The sequence below is a fragment of the Arthrobacter sp. B0316-1-20 genome (assembly GCF_059091865.1).
Genome location: NZ_JBNHHC010000008.1, coordinates 28,100 through 44,697 on the forward strand (window position 1 = coordinate 28,100; position 16,598 = coordinate 44,697).

Below are 16,598 nucleotides of genomic sequence, written 5' to 3' on the forward strand. Positions count from 1 at the left end.
GGCGCAGGCCTTCAGCCGGAAGCATGCTTCGGATGGGAGAATGGATCCGTGAGCTCTACAACGTCACTGCTGCCCTATGACCGCCAAGCCGTCATTGACCTGGCCGCCATCCGCGCCAACGTGCGGCATCTGCGTGAGGTCGCCGCTCCGGCCCGGGTGATGGCGGTGGTCAAGGCGGACGCCTACGGCCACGGCGCCGTCCCGGTGGCCCGGGCCGCACTGGAAGCCGGTGCGTCCTGGCTGGGCGTTGCGCACTTCACCGAGGGGCTGGCCCTGCGCGCGGCGGGCATCGACGCGCCCATCCTGGCCTGGCTGCACACCCCGGACACGGACTTCGCCGCGGGCATCGAGGCCGGGATCGACGTCGGCGTGTCCGGTTGGGAACTGGAGCCGGTGGTCAAGTCGGCCCGGCGGCTCGAACGGCCGGCACGCGTGCACCTGAAGATAGATACCGGGCTGGGTCGCAACGGCTGCCCGCCGGCGCTCTGGGAGGACTTGGTCAACCGGGCCGTGGAGTACCAGGAACAGGGGCTGCTGCGGGTGGTCGGCGTCTTCTCCCACCTGGCGGTCGCCGACGAACCGCACCGGCCGGAGACGGACGAGCAGGTGGACCGCTTCCGCGAGGCCGTAGCGGTGGCCGAGAACGCGGGGCTGGACCTGGAGGTCCGCCACCTGGCCAACACGCCCGGCACGCTCAGCCGCCCCGACGCGCACTTCGACATGGTCCGCGTGGGGCTCGGCATTTACGGGCTCTCGCCCTTCGAGGGGCAGACCCCCGAGGAACTCGGGCTGGTGCCGGCCATGACGTTGCGCGCACGGGTGGCCAACTGCAAACGGGTGCCCAGCGGCCAGGGCGTCTCCTACGGGCTCAGTTACCTGACCTCCGGGCCGACCACGCTGGTGCTGGTGCCGCTGGGCTATGCGGACGGCATCCCGCGCAGCGCCGCCAACGTCCAGGTGTCCATCCGCGGCCGCCGCTATGACGTGGTGGGCCGGGTGGCCATGGACCAGTTCGTGGTGGACCTGAGGACCAACGACGCCGAAGACCTCGTGGGCGAGGAAGTGATCGTTTTCGGGCCGGGCCGGGATGTCCCGGACGCCCAGGACTGGGCGGCGGGCGCCGGCACCATTAACTACGAGATCGTCACCCGCGTCAGCCAGCGGGTCCCGCGCTACTACACCGGAACCGCCGACGAACGGGAGGGCGGCGAGGCCGGCACTGAAGCGGCCGCGGCGCCCGGAGTCACGGCGTCCGCGGCCGAGCAGGCAGCGGCGGCGGCCCAGGTCCGGGCAGCGCTGGCCGCGATCGACGACCGGGACACCGACAGCGCCGGGGATCCCGGCGCCGTGCTGGCATGAAGGCCGTGCTTACGTGAAGGATGACACCGACCGGACAGGGGGAGCACCTGCCATGACGCAGCAGCAACCGGCCGCGCCGGTGTGGGAGCGCGAGTTCCACGTGGGCTCGGCCGAGGAAACGCAGGCGCTCGCCGCCCGGCTGGGCAGGATCCTGCGTGCAGGCGACCTGGTGGTGCTCAGCGGCGGGTTGGGGGCGGGCAAGACCACCTTCACCCAGGGGCTGGGAGAAGGACTCGGCGTCCGTCCCGGCATCATTTCCCCCACCTTCGTGCTGGTCCGCAGCCACCCCAGCATGAACGGCGGGCCGGACCTGGTCCACGTGGATGCCTACCGGCTGCAGTCGGACGGGGAGATCGACGACATCGACCTGGAAAACACCATGGACCAGGCCGTGACCGTGGTCGAGTGGGGCCGCGGCCGGGTGGAGCACCTCTCCGAGAGCTGGCTGGACATTTCGCTGGTCCGGGCCACCGGGGCAGACCTGGCGGACCGGCCAGCCGAGGGAGCGCAGGACGGGCCGCTGGGTGCGGCACCGGGTGCCGCCGTGCCGGGCGACGCCGCCGTGCAGGCCGCCGGGGGTGGCGCCGCGGAAGCGCAGCGGAGCACCGGCGTCGTGCTCGACTTTGACGAGCCTGACGACGGCGAGCCGCGGCTGATCCGCATGGCCGCCTACGGACCGCGCTGGGCCGCGTACATGTTTGCCTGACCCGCAACGGATGTTCCCGTCGCGCCGGTTGCGGAGGTGCCGCCGGGCCTGCGGGCCTCGACGTTTCATCGGCGCGGGTGAATTCAGCCGGACGGGGACCTCGGGGAGCCCGCGGTCTTCACGGCCCCCTGGCGCAGGTCCATAATCGATGGCGTCATCAGACCACGAGGAGGCCCGCCATGGAGACCAAGCTGAACCCGTACCTGGGATTCCGCGACCAGGCCAGGGAAGCCATGACGTTCTACCAGTCGGTGTTCGGCGGCGAATTGACGCTGAACACCTTCGGCGAATTCCAGGCCAGCGACGACCCGGCGGAGACCGACAAGATCATGCACTCGCAACTGTCCACCGAGCGCGGGCTGGTGCTCATGGCAGCGGACACCCCCGCCGGCATGGAATACACCCCCGGGTCCAGCCACTCGCTCTCGCTCAGCGGCGACAACGAGGCCGAACTGCGCGGCTACTGGGAAAAGCTGATCGACGGCGCCGACGTCACGGAGCCGTTGCAAAAAGCGCCCTGGGGCGACACCTTCGGCATGTGCACGGACAGGTTCGGCATTCAGTGGCTGGTCAACATCGCCGGTACGCCGCAGGAAGCCGGCACACCGCAGGCGTGAGCGCCGCTCAACATGGCCCGCCTGCGCGGCCGCCGCGGGGGCCCTAACCCTGTCCCGGCCGGGGTGCGGCGCCTCCTGATCGGCGCCCGAAAGCCACCCCGCGTGCCTCAAGTAAAATTGACGCGTGCTCATTCTCTCCATTGATACCTCCGCCATTGCCAGCGCCGCGTTGCTGGCCGGACAAGGAGAGATCCTGGCCGCGTTCGCCACCGAGGACACGCGCACCCACGCCGAGGTGCTGGCCCTCGGGATCAGCAAGATCATGACGACGGCGGACGTCACCGGCGCCGAACTCGACGCGTTGGTGGTGGGTGTGGGCCCGGGACCGTTCACCGGCCTGCGCTCCGGCATCGCCACCGCGCGGGCGCTGGCCTTCGCCTGGGGCAAGCCGCTGCACGGGGCGATGAGCCTGGACGCCATCGCCGTGGACGCCGCTCCGGACGCGTGGCGCGCCGGCGTGGACGAGTTCGTGGTGGCCACCGACGCGCGGCGCAAGGAAGTGTACTGGGCGCGCTACCGCAGCACCGGCGGCACGCACGAACTGCTCGACGGCCCGCATGTCGGGCCGCCCTCGGACGTTCCGCGCCTGCCCGCCTACGGCATGGGCGCCGGGCTGTATCCGGAGCAGCTGCTGGCCGTCACCGAGTACAGCGGCACCCAGCCGACCGCCGAAGCGCTGGGCCGCACCGCCGTCGCCCGCCTGGACAACGGGCTTGCCCTGCCGGACACCACGCCGCTGTATCTGCGCGAGTCCGATGCCAAGGTTCCCGGTCCGCGGAAGCGCGCCCTGTGACCGCCCGCACGCCGCGGCCGGCGGGCGGCATCCGGCCGATGACCGAGGCCGACGTGCCGGCCGTGGACGCGCTGGAACGGAAGCTGTTCCCGGACGACGCGTGGCCGACGGAAATGTTTTACGAGGAACTGGCACAGGACACCCGCAGCTACTTCGTGGCAGAGGACGCGCTCGGCACGGTGATCGGCTACGCCGGGATGATGTGCGTGCGGCCGATCGCCGATGTGCAGACCATTGCGGTGGTCCCCGAGCGCGAGGGGCAAGGCATTGGCACCACCTTGCTGACCCTGCTGATCGACCTGGCACGCAGCCAGCGGGCCGACGACGTCTTGCTGGAAGTGCGCGCGGACAACCCCCGGGCGCAGCGGCTCTACCGCTGGTTCGGCTTCGAGCAGATCCATGTGCGCCCGCGCTACTACCGGGGCGGCGTTGATGCCCTGATCATGCGGCTGCGCCTCAAGGACTGGGCAGGTGCTCCCGGCACCGATGCCCAAACCGGCACCGACAGCGGCACCGGGACCGGCGGCGGCACCGGGACCGGCCGGACACCCCACGAACCCGAGACGACGGAGGACACGCCATGAACCGCACCGAACCGCTGGTGGTGGGCATCGAGTCCTCCTGCGACGAAACGGGCGTGGGCATCGTCCGCGGGGATACGCTCCTGGCCAACACGGTGTCCTCCTCGATGGAGGAACACGTGCGCTTCGGCGGAGTGATCCCGGAAATAGCCTCCCGCGCCCACCTCGATGCCTTCATCCCCACGCTGGAACAGGCGCTGGACACGGCCGGGGTCACCCTCGGCGAAGTGGACGCGCTCGCGGTGACCTCCGGCCCCGGGCTGGCCGGCGCCCTGATGGTCGGGGTGTGCGCGGCCAAGGCCCTGGCGCTGGCCACCGGGAAGCCGCTGTACGCCATCAACCACCTGGTCGCCCATGTGGGCGTCGGCGTGCTGGACGGGGGAGCGCTGCCGGAGAACCTGGGCGCGCTGCTGGTCTCCGGCGGACACACGGAGATCCTGCGCGTGCGCTCGCTGACCGACGACGTCGAACTGCTCGGCTCCACCATCGACGACGCGGCGGGTGAAGCCTACGACAAGGTGGCCCGCATCCTGGGCCTGGGCTATCCCGGCGGCCCGGCGATCGACAAACTGGCGCGGGAGGGCGACCCGAGGCGCATCCGGTTCCCCCGCGGACTGAGCCAGCCCAAGTACATGGGCTCGGCCGAGGCCCCCGGCCCGCACCGCTATGACTGGTCCTTCTCCGGCCTGAAGACGGCCGTGGCCCGCTGCGTGGAGCAGTTCGAGGCCGCCGGGGAACCCCTGCCGGTGGCCGACATCGCCGCGTCCTTCCAGGAAGCCGTGGCGGACGTCATCACCGCGAAGGCGATGCTGGCCTGCACGGAGAACGGCATCACCAACCTGCTGCTCGGCGGCGGCGTTGCGGCGAACTCGCGGCTGCGGGCGCTGACCGAGGAACGCTGCGCGGAGCACGGCATCTCCCTGCGGGTGCCGCCCGTGTCCCTGTGCACGGACAACGGGGCGATGGTCGCCGCGCTCGGCGCCCAGGTGGTCATGGCCGGCGGCAGGCCCTCGGGTCTGGAATTCGCTCCGGATTCGTCCATGCCGGTCACCAGCGTGCACCTCTAGGGCGATCCGGCCCGCGCCCGCCGCGCAGGACGCACACCGTCTATCCCAATCCTCGGCGGGGTCCTAGGCTGAAACCACGGCGGGGCACGCCGGCCCCTCCTCACAACTCTCCCATCCGGTCGGACGGCGGAACGACGGAGGTCAACGTCATGGGATCTTTTGCCGGACGAATGAAACTGCCGGCGGCGGTGGCCGTCACGGCGGCACTCCTGCTGACGTCCTGTTCCCGCACGGGTGAAGAAACGGGAGAGGGGCCGGAAGCGGGAGGCGCCGGAGGCTTCGAGAGCGGCTCCTTGATCGGCGTGTCCCTCTCCGCCGACACCGCGTACGCCGAAGCGCTGTTCACCGAACAGATCGAGGGCTCAAACTTCGAACCGAATGTCCAGGTTGCCGAAACCGCCGCTGAACAGCAGCAACAAATCAGCACCATGCTCGAGGGTGAACCGGAGGTGCTGATCGTGGACCCGGCAGACCCGGCAGGCCTGGGGGAGCAGTTGGCCGCGGCGCAGGAGGCGCAAATCCCGGTCATCGCGTTCGGCACCATGGTCACGGGCACCGGCGCGGTCGGCTACCTGGTGGGCGCGGATGCCTTCCAAACCGGTGAGCTCCAGGCCCAGGCACTGCTCGACGGGCTGGCCGAACGGCAGGGCGAAGGACCCTACAACGTCGAGCTGTTCAGCGGCCACCCGGACGACGGCGGGGCGCGCCTGGCGTTCGACGGAGCCATGAGTGTGCTGCAGCCCAAGATCGACGACGGCACCGTGGCCGTGCTGTCCGGCCAGACGGATTTCGAGGCAACCGCCGGCGAAAACCCGGATGCGGCGGCAGAACGGCTGGCCGGTCTGTTGCAGGAGGAATATGCCTCCGACGACGTGCACGGCATCCTGGCCGCCGATGACGCCACCGCCCAGGCCCTCATTTGGGCCGCCGAAGACGGCGGGCAGGACTCCGCCGTCGTCGTCGGCAGCGGATCCGCCCCGGAAGCCGTGGAATCAATCATGGCCGGCAAGCAGTACGCCACCACCTACGCCGACCCCGCGGCCATGGTGGGGGAGGCCCTGTCGGTCGTCAAAGGGTTCGCGCAGGACGATGCACCCGAGGCCGACGAGGAAGAGTCTTATGGCAACGCGCAAACCAGCGTGGCCGCCTACCTGACCGAAGCGGAGCCGGTCACCAAGGAGAACGCCGCGAAGGTCTTCGCCGACAACCAGGAGCTGCTCCAGCTCGTCAAGTAGACGCCGCGGGATCTTCCCGTTCAGGCGCGCAGGCGCCGGGCCAGGCCCCTGACCGCCAGCGCGGCCAGGCCGCCTGCCGCCAGCCAGGGACCGGCCACGATGACCGGGTCGAGCCACTGGTGGCTCAGGTCGGCACGCTTCGCCCCGGTCCGGGAGGCCAGCCCGTGATGACTGAACTCGCTGCGCACACCGGATTCGGTGACGGGATTGTCCGGACGCAGGGTCGCGAAGGAGCGGAGGTGGCTTTCCCAGGCGTCGACCCGGTCGGCGGCCAGCAGGATCACCCAGTGGGCCGCCCGCGCCTCGCTGTACTTCCGGTAGGAGTACCGCCGCAGGGCGCCCGAGAGTCCCTTGGGCGGCGTCGACGTGCCGAAGACGGGCGTCAGCATGCGGTGCTCAAGGGATCGCTCGCGCGGCCATTTCTCCTCCTGGCGGTCGGGAAAGTCCCAGTGTGCGCCGGTTGCTCCGGGATCGAAGCGTTCCTTCGGCACGGCCGGACGGTCCTTCGGATCCAGGTCGGCACCCCAGCCCGGGATCCGGGCGCGGAGTTCTTCGCTGGTATGCCTGCGCTCGGGTTTTTCGGCTCTGTAGGGCATCGGGGGTCTCCTAGCCGGCATCGGGCACGATGAGCGGTTTGATGCAGCCATCGAGTTTCGACGAGAAAATGTGATAACCGTCGGAGATATGCTCCAGCGGTATGCGGTGGGTAACGATGTCGTTGGGTTTTAGGTAACCGTTGCGGATGTGCTCGAACAGCCGCGGCCACTGGCGCTTGACCGGGCATTGGTTCATCCGCAGCGTCAACCCTTTGTTCAGGGCGTCCCCGAACTTCACCGCGCTGAACATCGGACCGTAGGCGCCCATTACGGAAATGGTCCCGCCCTTGCGGACCGAATCGATGGCCCAGTTCAGGGCGACGGGCGAGCCGCCCTGCAGCTTGAACTTGGCGGAGGTGAGGTGCTGGGTCAGGTTGCCGTCCGCCTCGGCGCCCACGGCGTCGATCGCCACGTCCGCCCCCAGGTCGTCCGTCACCTTTTTCAGGTGCACCACGATGTCGTCATGCTCGACGAAGTTGTAGGTCTCCGCATGCGCGAAGGAACGGGCCATCTCCAGCCGGTACTCCAGATGGTCGATGACGATCACGCGCCCTGCTCCCATGAGCCAGGCGGACTTTGCGGCAAACAACCCCACCGGTCCGGCCCCGAACACCACCACGGTGTCGCCTTCGACGATGTCGCCCAGCTGCGCCCCGAAGTAGCCGGTGGGCAGGGCGTCGGTGAGCATCACGGCGTCCTCGTCGTCCATCCAGTCCGGGATCAGGGCGGGGCCGACGTCGGCGAAGGGCACCCGGACGTATTCGGCCTGGCCGCCGTCGTAGCCTCCGCAGGTGTGGGAGTAGCCGTAGATGGCGCCCACCGCCGTGGCATTCGGATTCACATTGTGGCAGTTGGAGTACAGGCCCCGCGCGCAGAAGTAACAGGAACCGCAGTACACGTTGAACGGCACCATGACCCGGTCGCCCCGTGCGAGGTTCCGGACGGACGGACCCACCTCGTGGACCACGCCGATGAACTCGTGGCCAAACGTCATTCCGACCCGGGTATCGGGCATCATGCCGTGGTAAAGGTGCAGGTCCGAGCCGCAGATACCGGCCAGCTGCACCCGGACTATGGCATCGTTGGGGTGTTCAATGGCGGGAATGTCTTTTTCTTCTACCCGGGTCTTGTAGGGCCCGCGGTACACCATGGCTCTCATCGGTGCCTCCTGGGGGAAGCGGATAGTCGAGTGCCCGCAAGCTTCACACGCCCGGTAAGCAACGGTCAAGGCCCTCAGGCGTCCGGGAGGCCCGCGCCCGGGAGACCGTGCTGCCGGGGACGGGTGTGCCCGGTCCTAGGCGCCCTTTTCCGGTTCCCGCGGGGAGGTTGGTTCCTTGTCCCCGTCTTCCGCCCGGTCCTCGGGCCCGCGGTCGACGTCCGGTTCGATGGCGGCTTCCAGCCCGGCCGAGCCGGCGTGCGGCGGCGCGTCGGAGTCCTGCTCCGGATCCGGGGCGTCCGCCTGGTACAGCGCCTCGTCGTCAGCGTGCTTGTCCCCGGCCATGCCCAGCCCTTTCCCGCATCCGGCTCTGTAGCCCCTGGGGCAGAGCCTACGCCTGTTCGGGACCAAACGGGACCGGTTTCCGGCTCTCAGTTGCTCCCGCGAAGCTGGCTGACCACGTCGAGGACGACGGCGCGCAGGTCGCCGTCGTGTTCGGCGGCAACCCTGCGCTGGCGCTGGTAGCCGGCACCGGCTTCGAGGATCTTCTCCACGTCTGCCAGTTCGTCGCTGCAGCCAAGTTTTCGGGCGACCGGTTCCAGCCGGTTCAGCACGTGTTCGCGCAAATGCTCCGTGACCGGCATTTCCTTGCCGGCGGCGTTGAGGATGATGATGGCGTCCATGCCGTAGCGGGCGGCACGCCACTTGTTCTCCTGCACGTGCCACGGCGGCATGGTGGGGATCGCCCAGCCGTTGTCCAGGGCGGTGGAGAACTCGTCCACCAGGCACTGCGTCAGCGCGGCCACGGCCCCGACGTCCTGCAGGGTGGACAGCCCGTCGCACACCCGCATCTCGATGGTGCCCAGCGCGGGAACCGGCCGGATGTCCCAGCGGATCTCGCTGATCGTGTCGATCACCCCGGTGGTGAACATGTCCTCGACGTAATCCTCGTACACCGCCCAGCTGGGGAACTGGAACGGCAGCCCGGCGGTGGGCAGCTGCTGGAACATCAGCGCGCGCTGCGAGGCGTAGCCGGTGTCCTCTCCCGCCCAGAAGGGGGAGGAGGCGGAGATCGCCTGGAAGTGCGGGAAATAGTTGACGAGCCCGTCCAACACCGGCAGGGCCTTGTCCCGGTGGTCCAGGCCCACGTGCACGTGCACGCCGTAAATCACCATCTGGTGCCCCCACCACTGGGTACGGTCGATCAGCTTGGCGTACCGTTCCTTGTCGGTGACCGGCTGCAACCGCGGCGCGGCAAACGGATGGCTGCCCGCGCAGAAAAGCTCCACCCCCATCGGGTCGGTGACGTCGCGGACGGCCGCCAGGGCGCTGCTCAGGTCCGCCTTGGCCTCGCGGACGGTGTTGCAGACGCCGGTGACCAGCTCCACGGTGTTCAGCAGCAGCTCCTGCTTCACATGCGGGTGCTCGTCATCGTCCCGCAGCTCCGGATGCCCGGCGCGGACGGCATCCAACACCTGCTCGGCCACCGAGACCAGTTCGCCGGTCTGGGCATCCACCAGCGCCAGCTCCCACTCAACCCCGAGGGAGGATTGGGCGGACCGTGCGAAATCGATGTACAAACGTTGCTCCGTCTTTGGCTGGACCGGCTGCCGCCGGAGGTATGCGTCTGCTGGGGCCGCGGGGCCAGACACAGCTTGATTCTAGTGCGTCAGGGCCTGGCGCTGCGCTCGCGGCTGCGGGCGCCGGCGGCGGGAACGGGCTCGACGACGATGGCGATCCGGTCCTCGCCGACCCTCGTCAGCACCAGGGTCGCCTTGTTCGGCCCCTTGCCGGAACCGGTCAACAGGGTCTTGCGCAGCTCGTCCGGTGCAACCGACGTGCCGCGCTTCTTGATCTCCAGCGTGCCGATCCGGCTCGCCTTCACCCAGGCCTTGAGCTTCTTGACGTTGTACGGCTTGACCTCCAGCACCCGGTACGCCCGGGCGAACGGCGATGGCTGCAGTTGCGGGGCGCAGATGTAGGCGATGTGCTCATCCAGCAGGTGCCCGCCCAGCCCGCGGGCCAAGTCGGCCACCAGCCCGGCGCGGATCACGGCGCCGTCGGGCTCGTACAGGTACCCCGCCGCCGGTCCGATGGCCACGTCCTGGTTGGCCGGGTCGTAGCCGACGGCGCTGGTCAGCTCGGCGGTGCCGCCGGCTCCGGTGACCAATGCCGCCCGCCGGATGCCCGGCCGCGCCAGCCGGTTGAACCACAGCGCCGCCTCGACCACGTCGCCGTCGACGGATACCCATTGGGCCTCGCAGTTGTCGGGCAGCGCCTCATGGGGAATCCCCGGGCCGAGCTTGACCCCGACCGGCATTCCCCGGTCGGCCAGCCCCTCCACGAAGGACAGCGGCGGAGAAAACGCCTCCGGGTCGAAGATCCGGGTGGTGCCCGAGGCCGTCGTCGTCCGCCGCGCCGGGTCCAGCCACACGCCGTCGATCCCGGTGAGGTCCAGTCCCTCCGCATCGGCATTGACCACGGTCGCGGTCGGCCACGGCATCAGGTTGATGGTGGCCACCGCGGCGGTGGTCTCGTCCCGTTCCACGGCGGTGACCCTGCGGTCCAAGCTGGCCAGCGCCATGGCGTCCGCGCCGATTCCACAGCCCAGGTCCGCGACGTGCTCCACCCCGGCGGCCTGGAACCGCCGCGCGTGCAGGGCCGCGATGTTCAGCCGCGTGGCCTGTTCCAGCCCCGCCGTGGTGAACAGCATTTTCTCCGCGAACGGACCGAACTTCGCCTTGGCCTTCGCACGCAGGCGGGACTGTGTCATGGCGGCTGAGACCAGTTCGGGGGAGTGGCCGGCCTTGCGCAGTTCGGTGCCGGTGTGCAGGCTCTCCGCTTCGGAATAGGGGCCGAGCGAATTCAGCAGCTCCCAGCCTTCCGGAGTGAGAATCGGTGCAATGCTCTCGGCGTGGGTCTCGGGTGCCATGGTTTCAAGCCTAGTGCAGCGGATTCAGGCAGCGGACGCAGGCAAGCGGACCGGCCGATTCGTGCCTTCAAAGCGGCGATGGGTAGTTCTCCCCATGGCGGGATATGCTGGGAGTCCGTAGGGTCGGTAAGGAAGCTTACTGTGAGGAGGCGTGCATGATGTCCACATCCATCGACGGGTACGACATTGATACAGACGCTTGCCAAGCCGAGATTGAAGCGGAACTTGGCGAGCTGATCGAAGCCGGCAACAGGGCACACCGGGGCTGGCAGGCCCTCTGGGATGACGTCGCCGCAGGCGTCGCTGCACCTGCCCCGGGTTGGAAGCCGGAGCTGCGGCGCCTCGCCTGAACGACTCCTGCGGTCATTCCCGGCCGGACCGATTAGGACGAAGGGGACGCTGGTCGCGGCCGCCTGCCGGCCGTAGCATGGGCGCATGATCGAATCGGCGGCAACGTTCCTGTCCGCGGGCCGGTACTTCCGCGAGGTGCTGGCAAACGTGCCGCCGACCGCATGGAACGCACCCGGGCTGGACGATTGGAGCGTCCGGACGCTCGCCGGACATACCAGCCGGGCGCTGTCCACGGTGCTGACCTACCTGGGGCGCCCCGCCAAGACTGTCCAGGTGGAATCGGCCGCGGACTATTACCTGGCCACCGGACTGGCTAATGATCCCGGCGTCACCGAACGGGCCGTGGCAGCCGGCAAGGAGTTGGGCCCGCACCCGGTGGACATGGTGGACCGGCTGCTGGCCCAGCTGGAAAACACGCTGCCGCTGACCGAGGACCGGGTCATCGAGACGGCCGCCGGCGGGATGCGCTTCAGTGACTACCTGCCCACCCGGATCTTCGAACTTGCGGTGCACACGCTCGACCTGTCCCGGGCCTGCGGCCTGGTGGCGGAGCTGCCGCGCGGCGTGGAGCTGGAAGCCGGGCGGCTGGCCATGGAGATTGCCGCCGAACGCGGCGACGGAGCGCAGGTGCTGCTGGCCCTGACCGGGCGGACCATGCTGCCCGGCGATTTCTCCGTGGTCTGACGCCCTGCCGGCCCTGCCGGCCGGGCCCTCCGGGGCCGTGGCCGGCAACAACTCCGCCGTCCGGCGTCAGGCGAAGTAGACGCCGATCCTGTTGCCCTCGATCTCCTCGATGCGGATGTCGATGTCGTACACGTCGCGCAGCACGTCCGGCTGCATGATCTGCGCCGGCGGGCCCTGGTGCACCAGGCGGCCGGAGCGCATGGCGATGATCGAGTCCGAATAGCAGGACGCGAAGTTGATGTCGTGGATGACCAGCACCACGGTCTTGCCCAGCTCGTCGGTCAGCCGGCGCAGCAGCCGCATCATCTCCACCGAGTGCTTCATGTCCAGGTTGTTCAGCGGTTCGTCCAGCAGCAGGTAATCGGTGTCCTGGGCCAGCACCATGGCGATGAACGCCCGCTGCCGCTGGCCGCCGGACAGTTCGTCCACGAACTTGTCCGCCATCGACGTCAGGTCCAGGTACGCCAGCGCCTGCTCGATCTGGACGAGGTCGGCCGGGCCCGGCCGGCCGTTGTTGTGCGGGAAACGGCCGAAGCCCACCAGATCCCGTACGGTCAGGCGGACGGTCAGCTGGTTGTCCTGGCGCAGGATGGCCATCTTGCGGGCCAGTTCCTTGCCCGCGGTCTTGCCGACGTCGAGCCCGTCGATGGTCACCGCCCCGGCGTCCATGGGCAGCAGCCGGGAGACCATGGACAGCAGCGTGGACTTGCCGGCGCCGTTCGGCCCGATGATCGAGGTGATGCCGCCGTCCTTGATGTAGCAGCTGACGTCGTCCACCACGGTCTGCGTGCCGTAGGTCTTGGAGACTCCGGAGACGTGGATCATTTGATGGAGCCTTTCAGCAGCAGGGCGATGAACAGGATGCCGCCGGCGAATTCAATGACGATGCTCAGCGCGGTATCGAAACTGAACACCTGCTCGAGGACCAGCTGGCCGCCGACCAGGGCGATGGCGCCCAGCAGCACGGCGATGGGCAGCACGTACACGTGCCGGAAGTGCGAGCACAACAGGTAGGCCAGACTGGCCACCAGCAGGCCAAAGAACGTGATCGGTCCCACCAGTGCGGTGGATACGGCCACCAGGATGGCGCAGAGCATCAGGACGGTGGTGACGGCCCGCCGGTGGTCAACGCCCAGGTTCAGCGCCGTGTCCCGGCCCAGCGCCAGCACGTCCAACTGCCGGCGCATCCGCCAGACCGGGACGGTGGCCGCGGCCACGGCCAGCGCGGACACGGCCAGCAGCACGCCGTCCACGTTGTTGAAGCTGGCGAAGAACAGGTCCTGCAGGATGATGAATTCGCTCGGGTCGATCAGCCGCTGCAGCAGCGAGGAGATGCCGCGGAACATGGTCCCGAACACGATGCCCACCAGCAGCATCAGGTGCAGGCTCTTGCCGCCGCCGGTGAACAGCCAGCGGTAGATCAGGAAGGAGAAGCCCACCATCAGCATCACTTCGATCACGAAGCGCACCGGCGCGCCCAGGCTCAGCAGCGCCTGCCCGCCGATCGCGAAGGTCAGCCCGGTCTGGATCAGCATGTAGAGGGCATCGAAGCCCATGATCGACGGAGTCAAAATCCGGTTGGCGGTCACCGTCTGGAACAACACCGTGGACACGCCCACGGCGTACGCCACCAGCAGCATCGAACCGACTTTGATGGCACGCCGGGGCAGGATGTAGCCGAGGTTGCCGCGCAGGTCGATGGTCATGAACACCGCCACGAGGGCGGCCGTCAGCAGGCCCAGCAGGATGATCCAGGTCCGCGGCCGGACCGTGGTGAGGGTGCGGCGCTTGCGCTGCGTCAGGGCGGCGGGAAGTACCGAATCAGCCATTCTTGCGGGTCCTCAGCAGCAGGTAGAGGAAGACGGCGCTGCCGACGGCGGAGACGATCACGCCCACCGGGATTTCGTAGGGGTAGCGGATGGTGCGGCCGATGATGTCGCACAGCAGCACAAAGCCCGCACCGAAGACCGCAACCCAGGGAACCGCGCGGCGGGCGCTGTCGCCGAACGCCAGCGACACCAGGTTGGGCACCACCAGCCCCAGGAACGGAATGGCGCCGATGTTGACCACCACCACGGCGCTGATCAGCGAGACGATGACCAGCCCGAGCGTCAGGATCCGGCCGTAGTGCAGGCCCAGATTGGTGGAAAATTCCTGCCCCATGCCGGCCATCGTGAAGCGGTCCGCGCACAGGTAGCCGATCACCGCGAGCAGCGCGACAATCCAGAGGAGCTCGTAGCGGCCGCGGAGCACACCGGAGAAGTCGCCGATCATCCAGCTGTTCAGCGTCTGCAGCAGGTCAAAGCGGTAGGCAAAGAACGTGGTCACCGCGGCGATGACGCCGCCCAGCATGATCCCCACCAGCGGCACAATGAGCGTGTTGCGCAGCGGGATCCGGCGCAGCACCAGCAGGAACAGGCCGGTCCCGGCGGCCGCGAACACGGTCGCCACGGACATCTTGGCCAACAGGGTGGCACCGGGGATCGCCACCGTGACCACCAGGATGCCCAGCGAGGCAGACTCCACGGTGCCCACGGTGGACGGCTCCACGAATTTGTTCCGCGCCATCAGCTGCATGATCAGCCCGGCAATCCCCAGCGCCGCGCCGGCCAGGATGACCGACAGGGTGCGCGGCAGCCGGCTGATCCAGAAAATGTCCCAGGCCTTCTGGTCGCCGGCCAGCAGGGCAGGCAGCGACACGTCGCTGACGCCCACAAACATGCTGGCAATGGCCAGGACAACGACGGCGGTGGCCGCCCAGGCGAGCTGGGACCCGGATCCGCGGGCGCGGGAGCGTCCCGCCGCGGCTGCTGCCGCCGGGGCCGGACTGGAAATCGTGGAGGAAGCCATGGGTCGGGCCACCGCGCAGGCCGCCGGCGGGACGCCGGCGGCCGTACGGGTGCTACTTCGTGACGGCTGCCTGGACGGCGCTGATCATGGCGTCCGTATTATTCAGGCCGTAGCCCACCAGGTACCAGGAGGCCGAGTCCAGATAGGTGATGCTGTCGTTCTTGGCGGCGCTGGTGCCGTTGACCAGGTCGTTGTCCAGGACGGCCGCAGCGGCTTCCCCGGATTCGCCGACGGCGGAGTCGCGGTCGATCACGAACAGGTGGTCCGGGTTGGCCTCGGCGACGAATTCGTGCGAAATGGCCTCGCCGTGCGGGCCCTCGGACTTCACATCCGCGGCGGTCTGCACGCCCAGGACATCGTGCACGATGCCGAAGCGGGACCCCGAGCCGTAGGCCGTCATCTCGCCGCCGCTCGTCATCAGCACCAAACCGGTGCCGGCGTCGGCAGCTGCGGCCTTGGTGTCCTCGATCCGGGTGTCGATGGCCGCCAGCTTTTCTTCGACTTCGGCTTCCTTGCCGAAGATCTCGCCGAGGGTCGCGGAGACTTCCTTGAAGCTCTCGATCGGAGCGGCGGTGTCCACGCTCAGGTCGATGGTCGGGGCGATTTTGCTCAGCTCCCCGTAGGCCTCGGCGGTGCGGCCCGAGATGATGATCAGGTCGGGTGCGCCTTCGCTGATGGCCTCGAAGTCGGGTTCCTTCATGGAGCCGATCTTGGTGTATTCGTCGCCGGCGTACTGCGCCAGCGATTCGGGGAACACGGCCGCCTCCGGGACGCCGTCGACCTCGACGCCGAGGGCGGTGAGGCTGTCCAGCACCCCGAGATCGAAGGTGTAGACCGTCTCCGGGTTCACCGGCACGTCGGTGGTGCCGGAGGCGTGCTCAACGCTGATCGTCTCGGCACCGGTGCCTGCCGCGGCGTCGGTCTGCTGGCCGCAGGCGCTCAGGGCGAGCATGGAAACGGCTGCGGTCATGGCCACCAGGCCGGACTTCAGGGGCTTTTTCACTGACTCTCCATTGTTCGTCAACGCCGTCCCGGCGGGGACCGGCATTAGGCAACATAAACGTTTGCTATTTGCGCGCAGCTTGAAAGCTACCGGGTTAGGTTAGCCTTACGCAACTTGGCTGGTGGACGGCGGAGCCGATCTTCGTCACATAGGCGGCGGCCACGGAAACCGGAGGGCCCGCCGCTGGCACTCGCCTTGACCGAGTGCTAATCCTTCTCATAGAGTCGCAGTTAGCACTCACCCCGTGTGGGTGCTAATACAAGGAACCGCCTGCCGGCACCGCGACGACGGCAGACATCTCCTTGGCCAACCTATTCGTAGCGCATGAAAAGGAGAGAGCCGAGTGTCGGTCTCCATTAAGCCTCTTGAGGATCGTATTGTTGTCCAGCCGCTCGAAGCAGAGCAGACCACGGCCTCCGGCCTGGTCATTCCGGACACCGCCAAGGAAAAGCCGCAGGAAGGCAAAGTTGTCGCGATCGGCCCCGGCCGCGTCGATGACAATGGCAACCGGGTTCCCGTTGACGTAGCCGAGGGTGACGTCGTCATCTACTCGAAGTACGGCGGAACCGAGGTCAAGGTCGGCGGGGAAGAGTACCTGGTGCTCTCCGCCCGCGACGTGCTGGCCATCGTCACCAAGTAAGGCCCATCAGCTGAGTCCGGCGGCTCGG

The 16,598-nt window shown here is 68.6% G+C and carries 19 protein-coding genes; 10 read left to right on the forward strand and 9 right to left on the reverse strand.

The window, feature by feature from the left end; all coding sequences use genetic code 11:
• Nucleotides 1-48 precede the first annotated feature (48 nt).
• The 7 genes from alr (at nucleotide 49) to AC5RW2_RS14910 (ending at nucleotide 6,358) form a co-directional block, all read left to right on the forward strand.
• Nucleotides 49-1,359 (forward strand): alanine racemase, encoded by a 1,311-nt coding sequence (gene alr / locus AC5RW2_RS14880; RefSeq protein WP_494074104.1) that lies wholly within the window; start codon nucleotides 49-51, stop codon nucleotides 1,357-1,359.
• A 52-nt stretch (nucleotides 1,360-1,411) separates the two neighbouring features.
• Nucleotides 1,412-2,065, forward strand: coding sequence for a tRNA (adenosine(37)-N6)-threonylcarbamoyltransferase complex ATPase subunit type 1 TsaE (gene tsaE, locus AC5RW2_RS14885; protein WP_494074105.1), 654 nt, complete (start codon nucleotides 1,412-1,414; stop codon nucleotides 2,063-2,065).
• A 179-nt stretch (nucleotides 2,066-2,244) separates the two neighbouring features.
• Nucleotides 2,245-2,682, forward strand: coding sequence for a VOC family protein (locus AC5RW2_RS14890; protein ID WP_494074106.1), 438 nt, complete (start codon nucleotides 2,245-2,247; stop codon nucleotides 2,680-2,682).
• Nucleotides 2,683-2,806: 124 nt separating this feature from the next.
• The gene (gene tsaB, locus AC5RW2_RS14895) at nucleotides 2,807-3,475 is read left to right on the forward strand and encodes a tRNA (adenosine(37)-N6)-threonylcarbamoyltransferase complex dimerization subunit type 1 TsaB (protein WP_494074107.1); all 669 of its coding nucleotides are present in this window, start codon (nucleotides 2,807-2,809) and stop codon (nucleotides 3,473-3,475) included.
• Nucleotides 3,476-3,513: 38 nt separating this feature from the next.
• Entirely contained in the window at nucleotides 3,514-4,059 is a 546-nt protein-coding gene (gene rimI, locus AC5RW2_RS14900) for a ribosomal protein S18-alanine N-acetyltransferase (RefSeq protein ID WP_494074198.1), read from the forward strand.
• Nucleotides 4,056-5,123: a tRNA (adenosine(37)-N6)-threonylcarbamoyltransferase complex transferase subunit TsaD gene (tsaD, locus tag AC5RW2_RS14905; protein ID WP_494000405.1), complete on the forward strand. Its 1,068-nt coding sequence runs from the start codon at nucleotides 4,056-4,058 to the stop codon at nucleotides 5,121-5,123. The genes rimI and tsaD overlap by 4 nt, the downstream gene beginning before the upstream one ends.
• Before the next feature lie 149 nt (nucleotides 5,124-5,272).
• Nucleotides 5,273-6,358, forward strand: coding sequence for a substrate-binding domain-containing protein (locus tag AC5RW2_RS14910; RefSeq protein ID WP_494074108.1), 1,086 nt, complete (start codon nucleotides 5,273-5,275; stop codon nucleotides 6,356-6,358).
• 20 nt (nucleotides 6,359-6,378) lie between these two features.
• Here the strand turns inward: AC5RW2_RS14910 and AC5RW2_RS14915 are convergent, their stop codons facing one another.
• From AC5RW2_RS14915 to AC5RW2_RS14935, 5 genes are all read right to left on the reverse strand, one after another.
• A complete protein-coding gene (locus AC5RW2_RS14915) occupies nucleotides 6,379-6,954 on the reverse strand; it encodes a hypothetical protein (protein WP_494012654.1) in 576 nt (191 codons plus the stop codon).
• Nucleotides 6,955-6,964: 10 nt separating this feature from the next.
• On the reverse strand, nucleotides 6,965-8,113 hold the full coding sequence (locus AC5RW2_RS14920; protein WP_494074109.1) for a zinc-dependent alcohol dehydrogenase: 1,149 nt from the start codon (nucleotides 8,111-8,113) through the stop codon (nucleotides 6,965-6,967).
• A gap of 135 nt (nucleotides 8,114-8,248) precedes the next feature.
• Nucleotides 8,249-8,455, reverse strand: a complete 207-nt coding sequence (locus AC5RW2_RS14925; RefSeq protein WP_494012652.1) for a hypothetical protein — start codon at nucleotides 8,453-8,455, stop codon at nucleotides 8,249-8,251.
• Between the two features lie 86 nt (nucleotides 8,456-8,541).
• The gene (locus AC5RW2_RS14930; protein ID WP_494025465.1) at nucleotides 8,542-9,690 is read right to left on the reverse strand and encodes a glutamate--cysteine ligase; all 1,149 of its coding nucleotides are present in this window, start codon (nucleotides 9,688-9,690) and stop codon (nucleotides 8,542-8,544) included.
• 89 nt (nucleotides 9,691-9,779) lie between these two features.
• Entirely contained in the window at nucleotides 9,780-11,042 is a 1,263-nt protein-coding gene (locus AC5RW2_RS14935; protein ID WP_494025466.1) for a THUMP-like domain-containing protein, read from the reverse strand.
• A gap of 155 nt (nucleotides 11,043-11,197) precedes the next feature.
• On the opposite strand from AC5RW2_RS14935, the gene AC5RW2_RS14940 reads away from it, so the two are divergent.
• Both AC5RW2_RS14940 and AC5RW2_RS14945 read left to right on the forward strand, forming a co-directional pair.
• Entirely contained in the window at nucleotides 11,198-11,392 is a 195-nt protein-coding gene (locus tag AC5RW2_RS14940; RefSeq protein ID WP_494000398.1) for a hypothetical protein, read from the forward strand.
• An 85-nt stretch (nucleotides 11,393-11,477) separates the two neighbouring features.
• Complete coding sequence (locus AC5RW2_RS14945) at nucleotides 11,478-12,077, forward strand: maleylpyruvate isomerase N-terminal domain-containing protein (RefSeq protein ID WP_494000397.1); 600 nt, start codon at nucleotides 11,478-11,480, stop codon at nucleotides 12,075-12,077.
• A 66-nt stretch (nucleotides 12,078-12,143) separates the two neighbouring features.
• Here the strand turns inward: AC5RW2_RS14945 and AC5RW2_RS14950 are convergent, their stop codons facing one another.
• Genes AC5RW2_RS14950 through AC5RW2_RS14965 form a run of 4 tightly spaced genes read right to left on the reverse strand, consistent with a single transcriptional unit; the run spans nucleotide 12,144 to nucleotide 15,930 of the window.
• Nucleotides 12,144-12,902, reverse strand: coding sequence for an iron ABC transporter ATP-binding protein (locus tag AC5RW2_RS14950; protein ID WP_493979500.1), 759 nt, complete (start codon nucleotides 12,900-12,902; stop codon nucleotides 12,144-12,146).
• Complete coding sequence (locus AC5RW2_RS14955) at nucleotides 12,899-13,906, reverse strand: iron chelate uptake ABC transporter family permease subunit (RefSeq protein ID WP_494000396.1); 1,008 nt, start codon at nucleotides 13,904-13,906, stop codon at nucleotides 12,899-12,901. The genes AC5RW2_RS14950 and AC5RW2_RS14955 overlap by 4 nt, the downstream gene beginning before the upstream one ends.
• On the reverse strand, nucleotides 13,899-14,927 hold the full coding sequence (locus tag AC5RW2_RS14960; RefSeq protein ID WP_494000395.1) for an ABC transporter permease: 1,029 nt from the start codon (nucleotides 14,925-14,927) through the stop codon (nucleotides 13,899-13,901). Before AC5RW2_RS14960 ends, AC5RW2_RS14955 begins: the two co-directional genes overlap by 8 nt.
• A gap of 52 nt (nucleotides 14,928-14,979) precedes the next feature.
• Nucleotides 14,980-15,930, reverse strand: a complete 951-nt coding sequence (locus tag AC5RW2_RS14965; RefSeq protein WP_494000394.1) for a siderophore ABC transporter substrate-binding protein — start codon at nucleotides 15,928-15,930, stop codon at nucleotides 14,980-14,982.
• Nucleotides 15,931-16,273: 343 nt separating this feature from the next.
• Here AC5RW2_RS14965 and groES point away from each other — a divergent pair, with 343 nt between their 5' ends.
• Nucleotides 16,274-16,570: a co-chaperone GroES gene (gene groES, locus AC5RW2_RS14970; protein ID WP_127511177.1), complete on the forward strand. Its 297-nt coding sequence runs from the start codon at nucleotides 16,274-16,276 to the stop codon at nucleotides 16,568-16,570.
• The last annotated feature ends 28 nt before the right edge of the window (nucleotides 16,571-16,598 follow it).

What these genes read in the sequence shown, in the direction of transcription:
- tsaE (WP_494074105.1), top strand. Translation starts at nt 1,412, where the DNA reads ATGACGCAGCAGCAACCGGCCGCGCCGGTGTGGGAGCGCGAGTTCCAC.
- AC5RW2_RS14890 (WP_494074106.1), top strand. Translation starts at nt 2,245, where the DNA reads ATGGAGACCAAGCTGAACCCGTACCTGGGATTCCGCGACCAGGCCAGG.
- rimI (WP_494074198.1), top strand. Translation starts at nt 3,514, where the DNA reads ATGACCGAGGCCGACGTGCCGGCCGTGGACGCGCTGGAACGGAAGCTG.
- tsaD (WP_494000405.1), top strand. Translation starts at nt 4,056, where the DNA reads ATGAACCGCACCGAACCGCTGGTGGTGGGCATCGAGTCCTCCTGCGAC.
- AC5RW2_RS14910 (WP_494074108.1), top strand. Translation starts at nt 5,273, where the DNA reads ATGGGATCTTTTGCCGGACGAATGAAACTGCCGGCGGCGGTGGCCGTC.
- AC5RW2_RS14915 (WP_494012654.1), bottom strand. Translation starts at nt 6,954, where the DNA reads ATGCCCTACAGAGCCGAAAAACCCGAGCGCAGGCATACCAGCGAAGAA.
- AC5RW2_RS14920 (WP_494074109.1), bottom strand. Translation starts at nt 8,113, where the DNA reads ATGAGAGCCATGGTGTACCGCGGGCCCTACAAGACCCGGGTAGAAGAA.
- AC5RW2_RS14925 (WP_494012652.1), bottom strand. Translation starts at nt 8,455, where the DNA reads ATGGCCGGGGACAAGCACGCTGACGACGAGGCGCTGTACCAGGCGGAC.
- AC5RW2_RS14935 (WP_494025466.1), bottom strand. Translation starts at nt 11,042, where the DNA reads ATGGCACCCGAGACCCACGCCGAGAGCATTGCACCGATTCTCACTCCG.
- AC5RW2_RS14940 (WP_494000398.1), top strand. Translation starts at nt 11,198, where the DNA reads ATGATGTCCACATCCATCGACGGGTACGACATTGATACAGACGCTTGC.
- AC5RW2_RS14945 (WP_494000397.1), top strand. Translation starts at nt 11,478, where the DNA reads ATGATCGAATCGGCGGCAACGTTCCTGTCCGCGGGCCGGTACTTCCGC.
- AC5RW2_RS14950 (WP_493979500.1), bottom strand. Translation starts at nt 12,902, where the DNA reads ATGATCCACGTCTCCGGAGTCTCCAAGACCTACGGCACGCAGACCGTG.
- AC5RW2_RS14955 (WP_494000396.1), bottom strand. Translation starts at nt 13,906, where the DNA reads ATGGCTGATTCGGTACTTCCCGCCGCCCTGACGCAGCGCAAGCGCCGC.
- AC5RW2_RS14960 (WP_494000395.1), bottom strand. Translation starts at nt 14,927, where the DNA reads ATGGCTTCCTCCACGATTTCCAGTCCGGCCCCGGCGGCAGCAGCCGCG.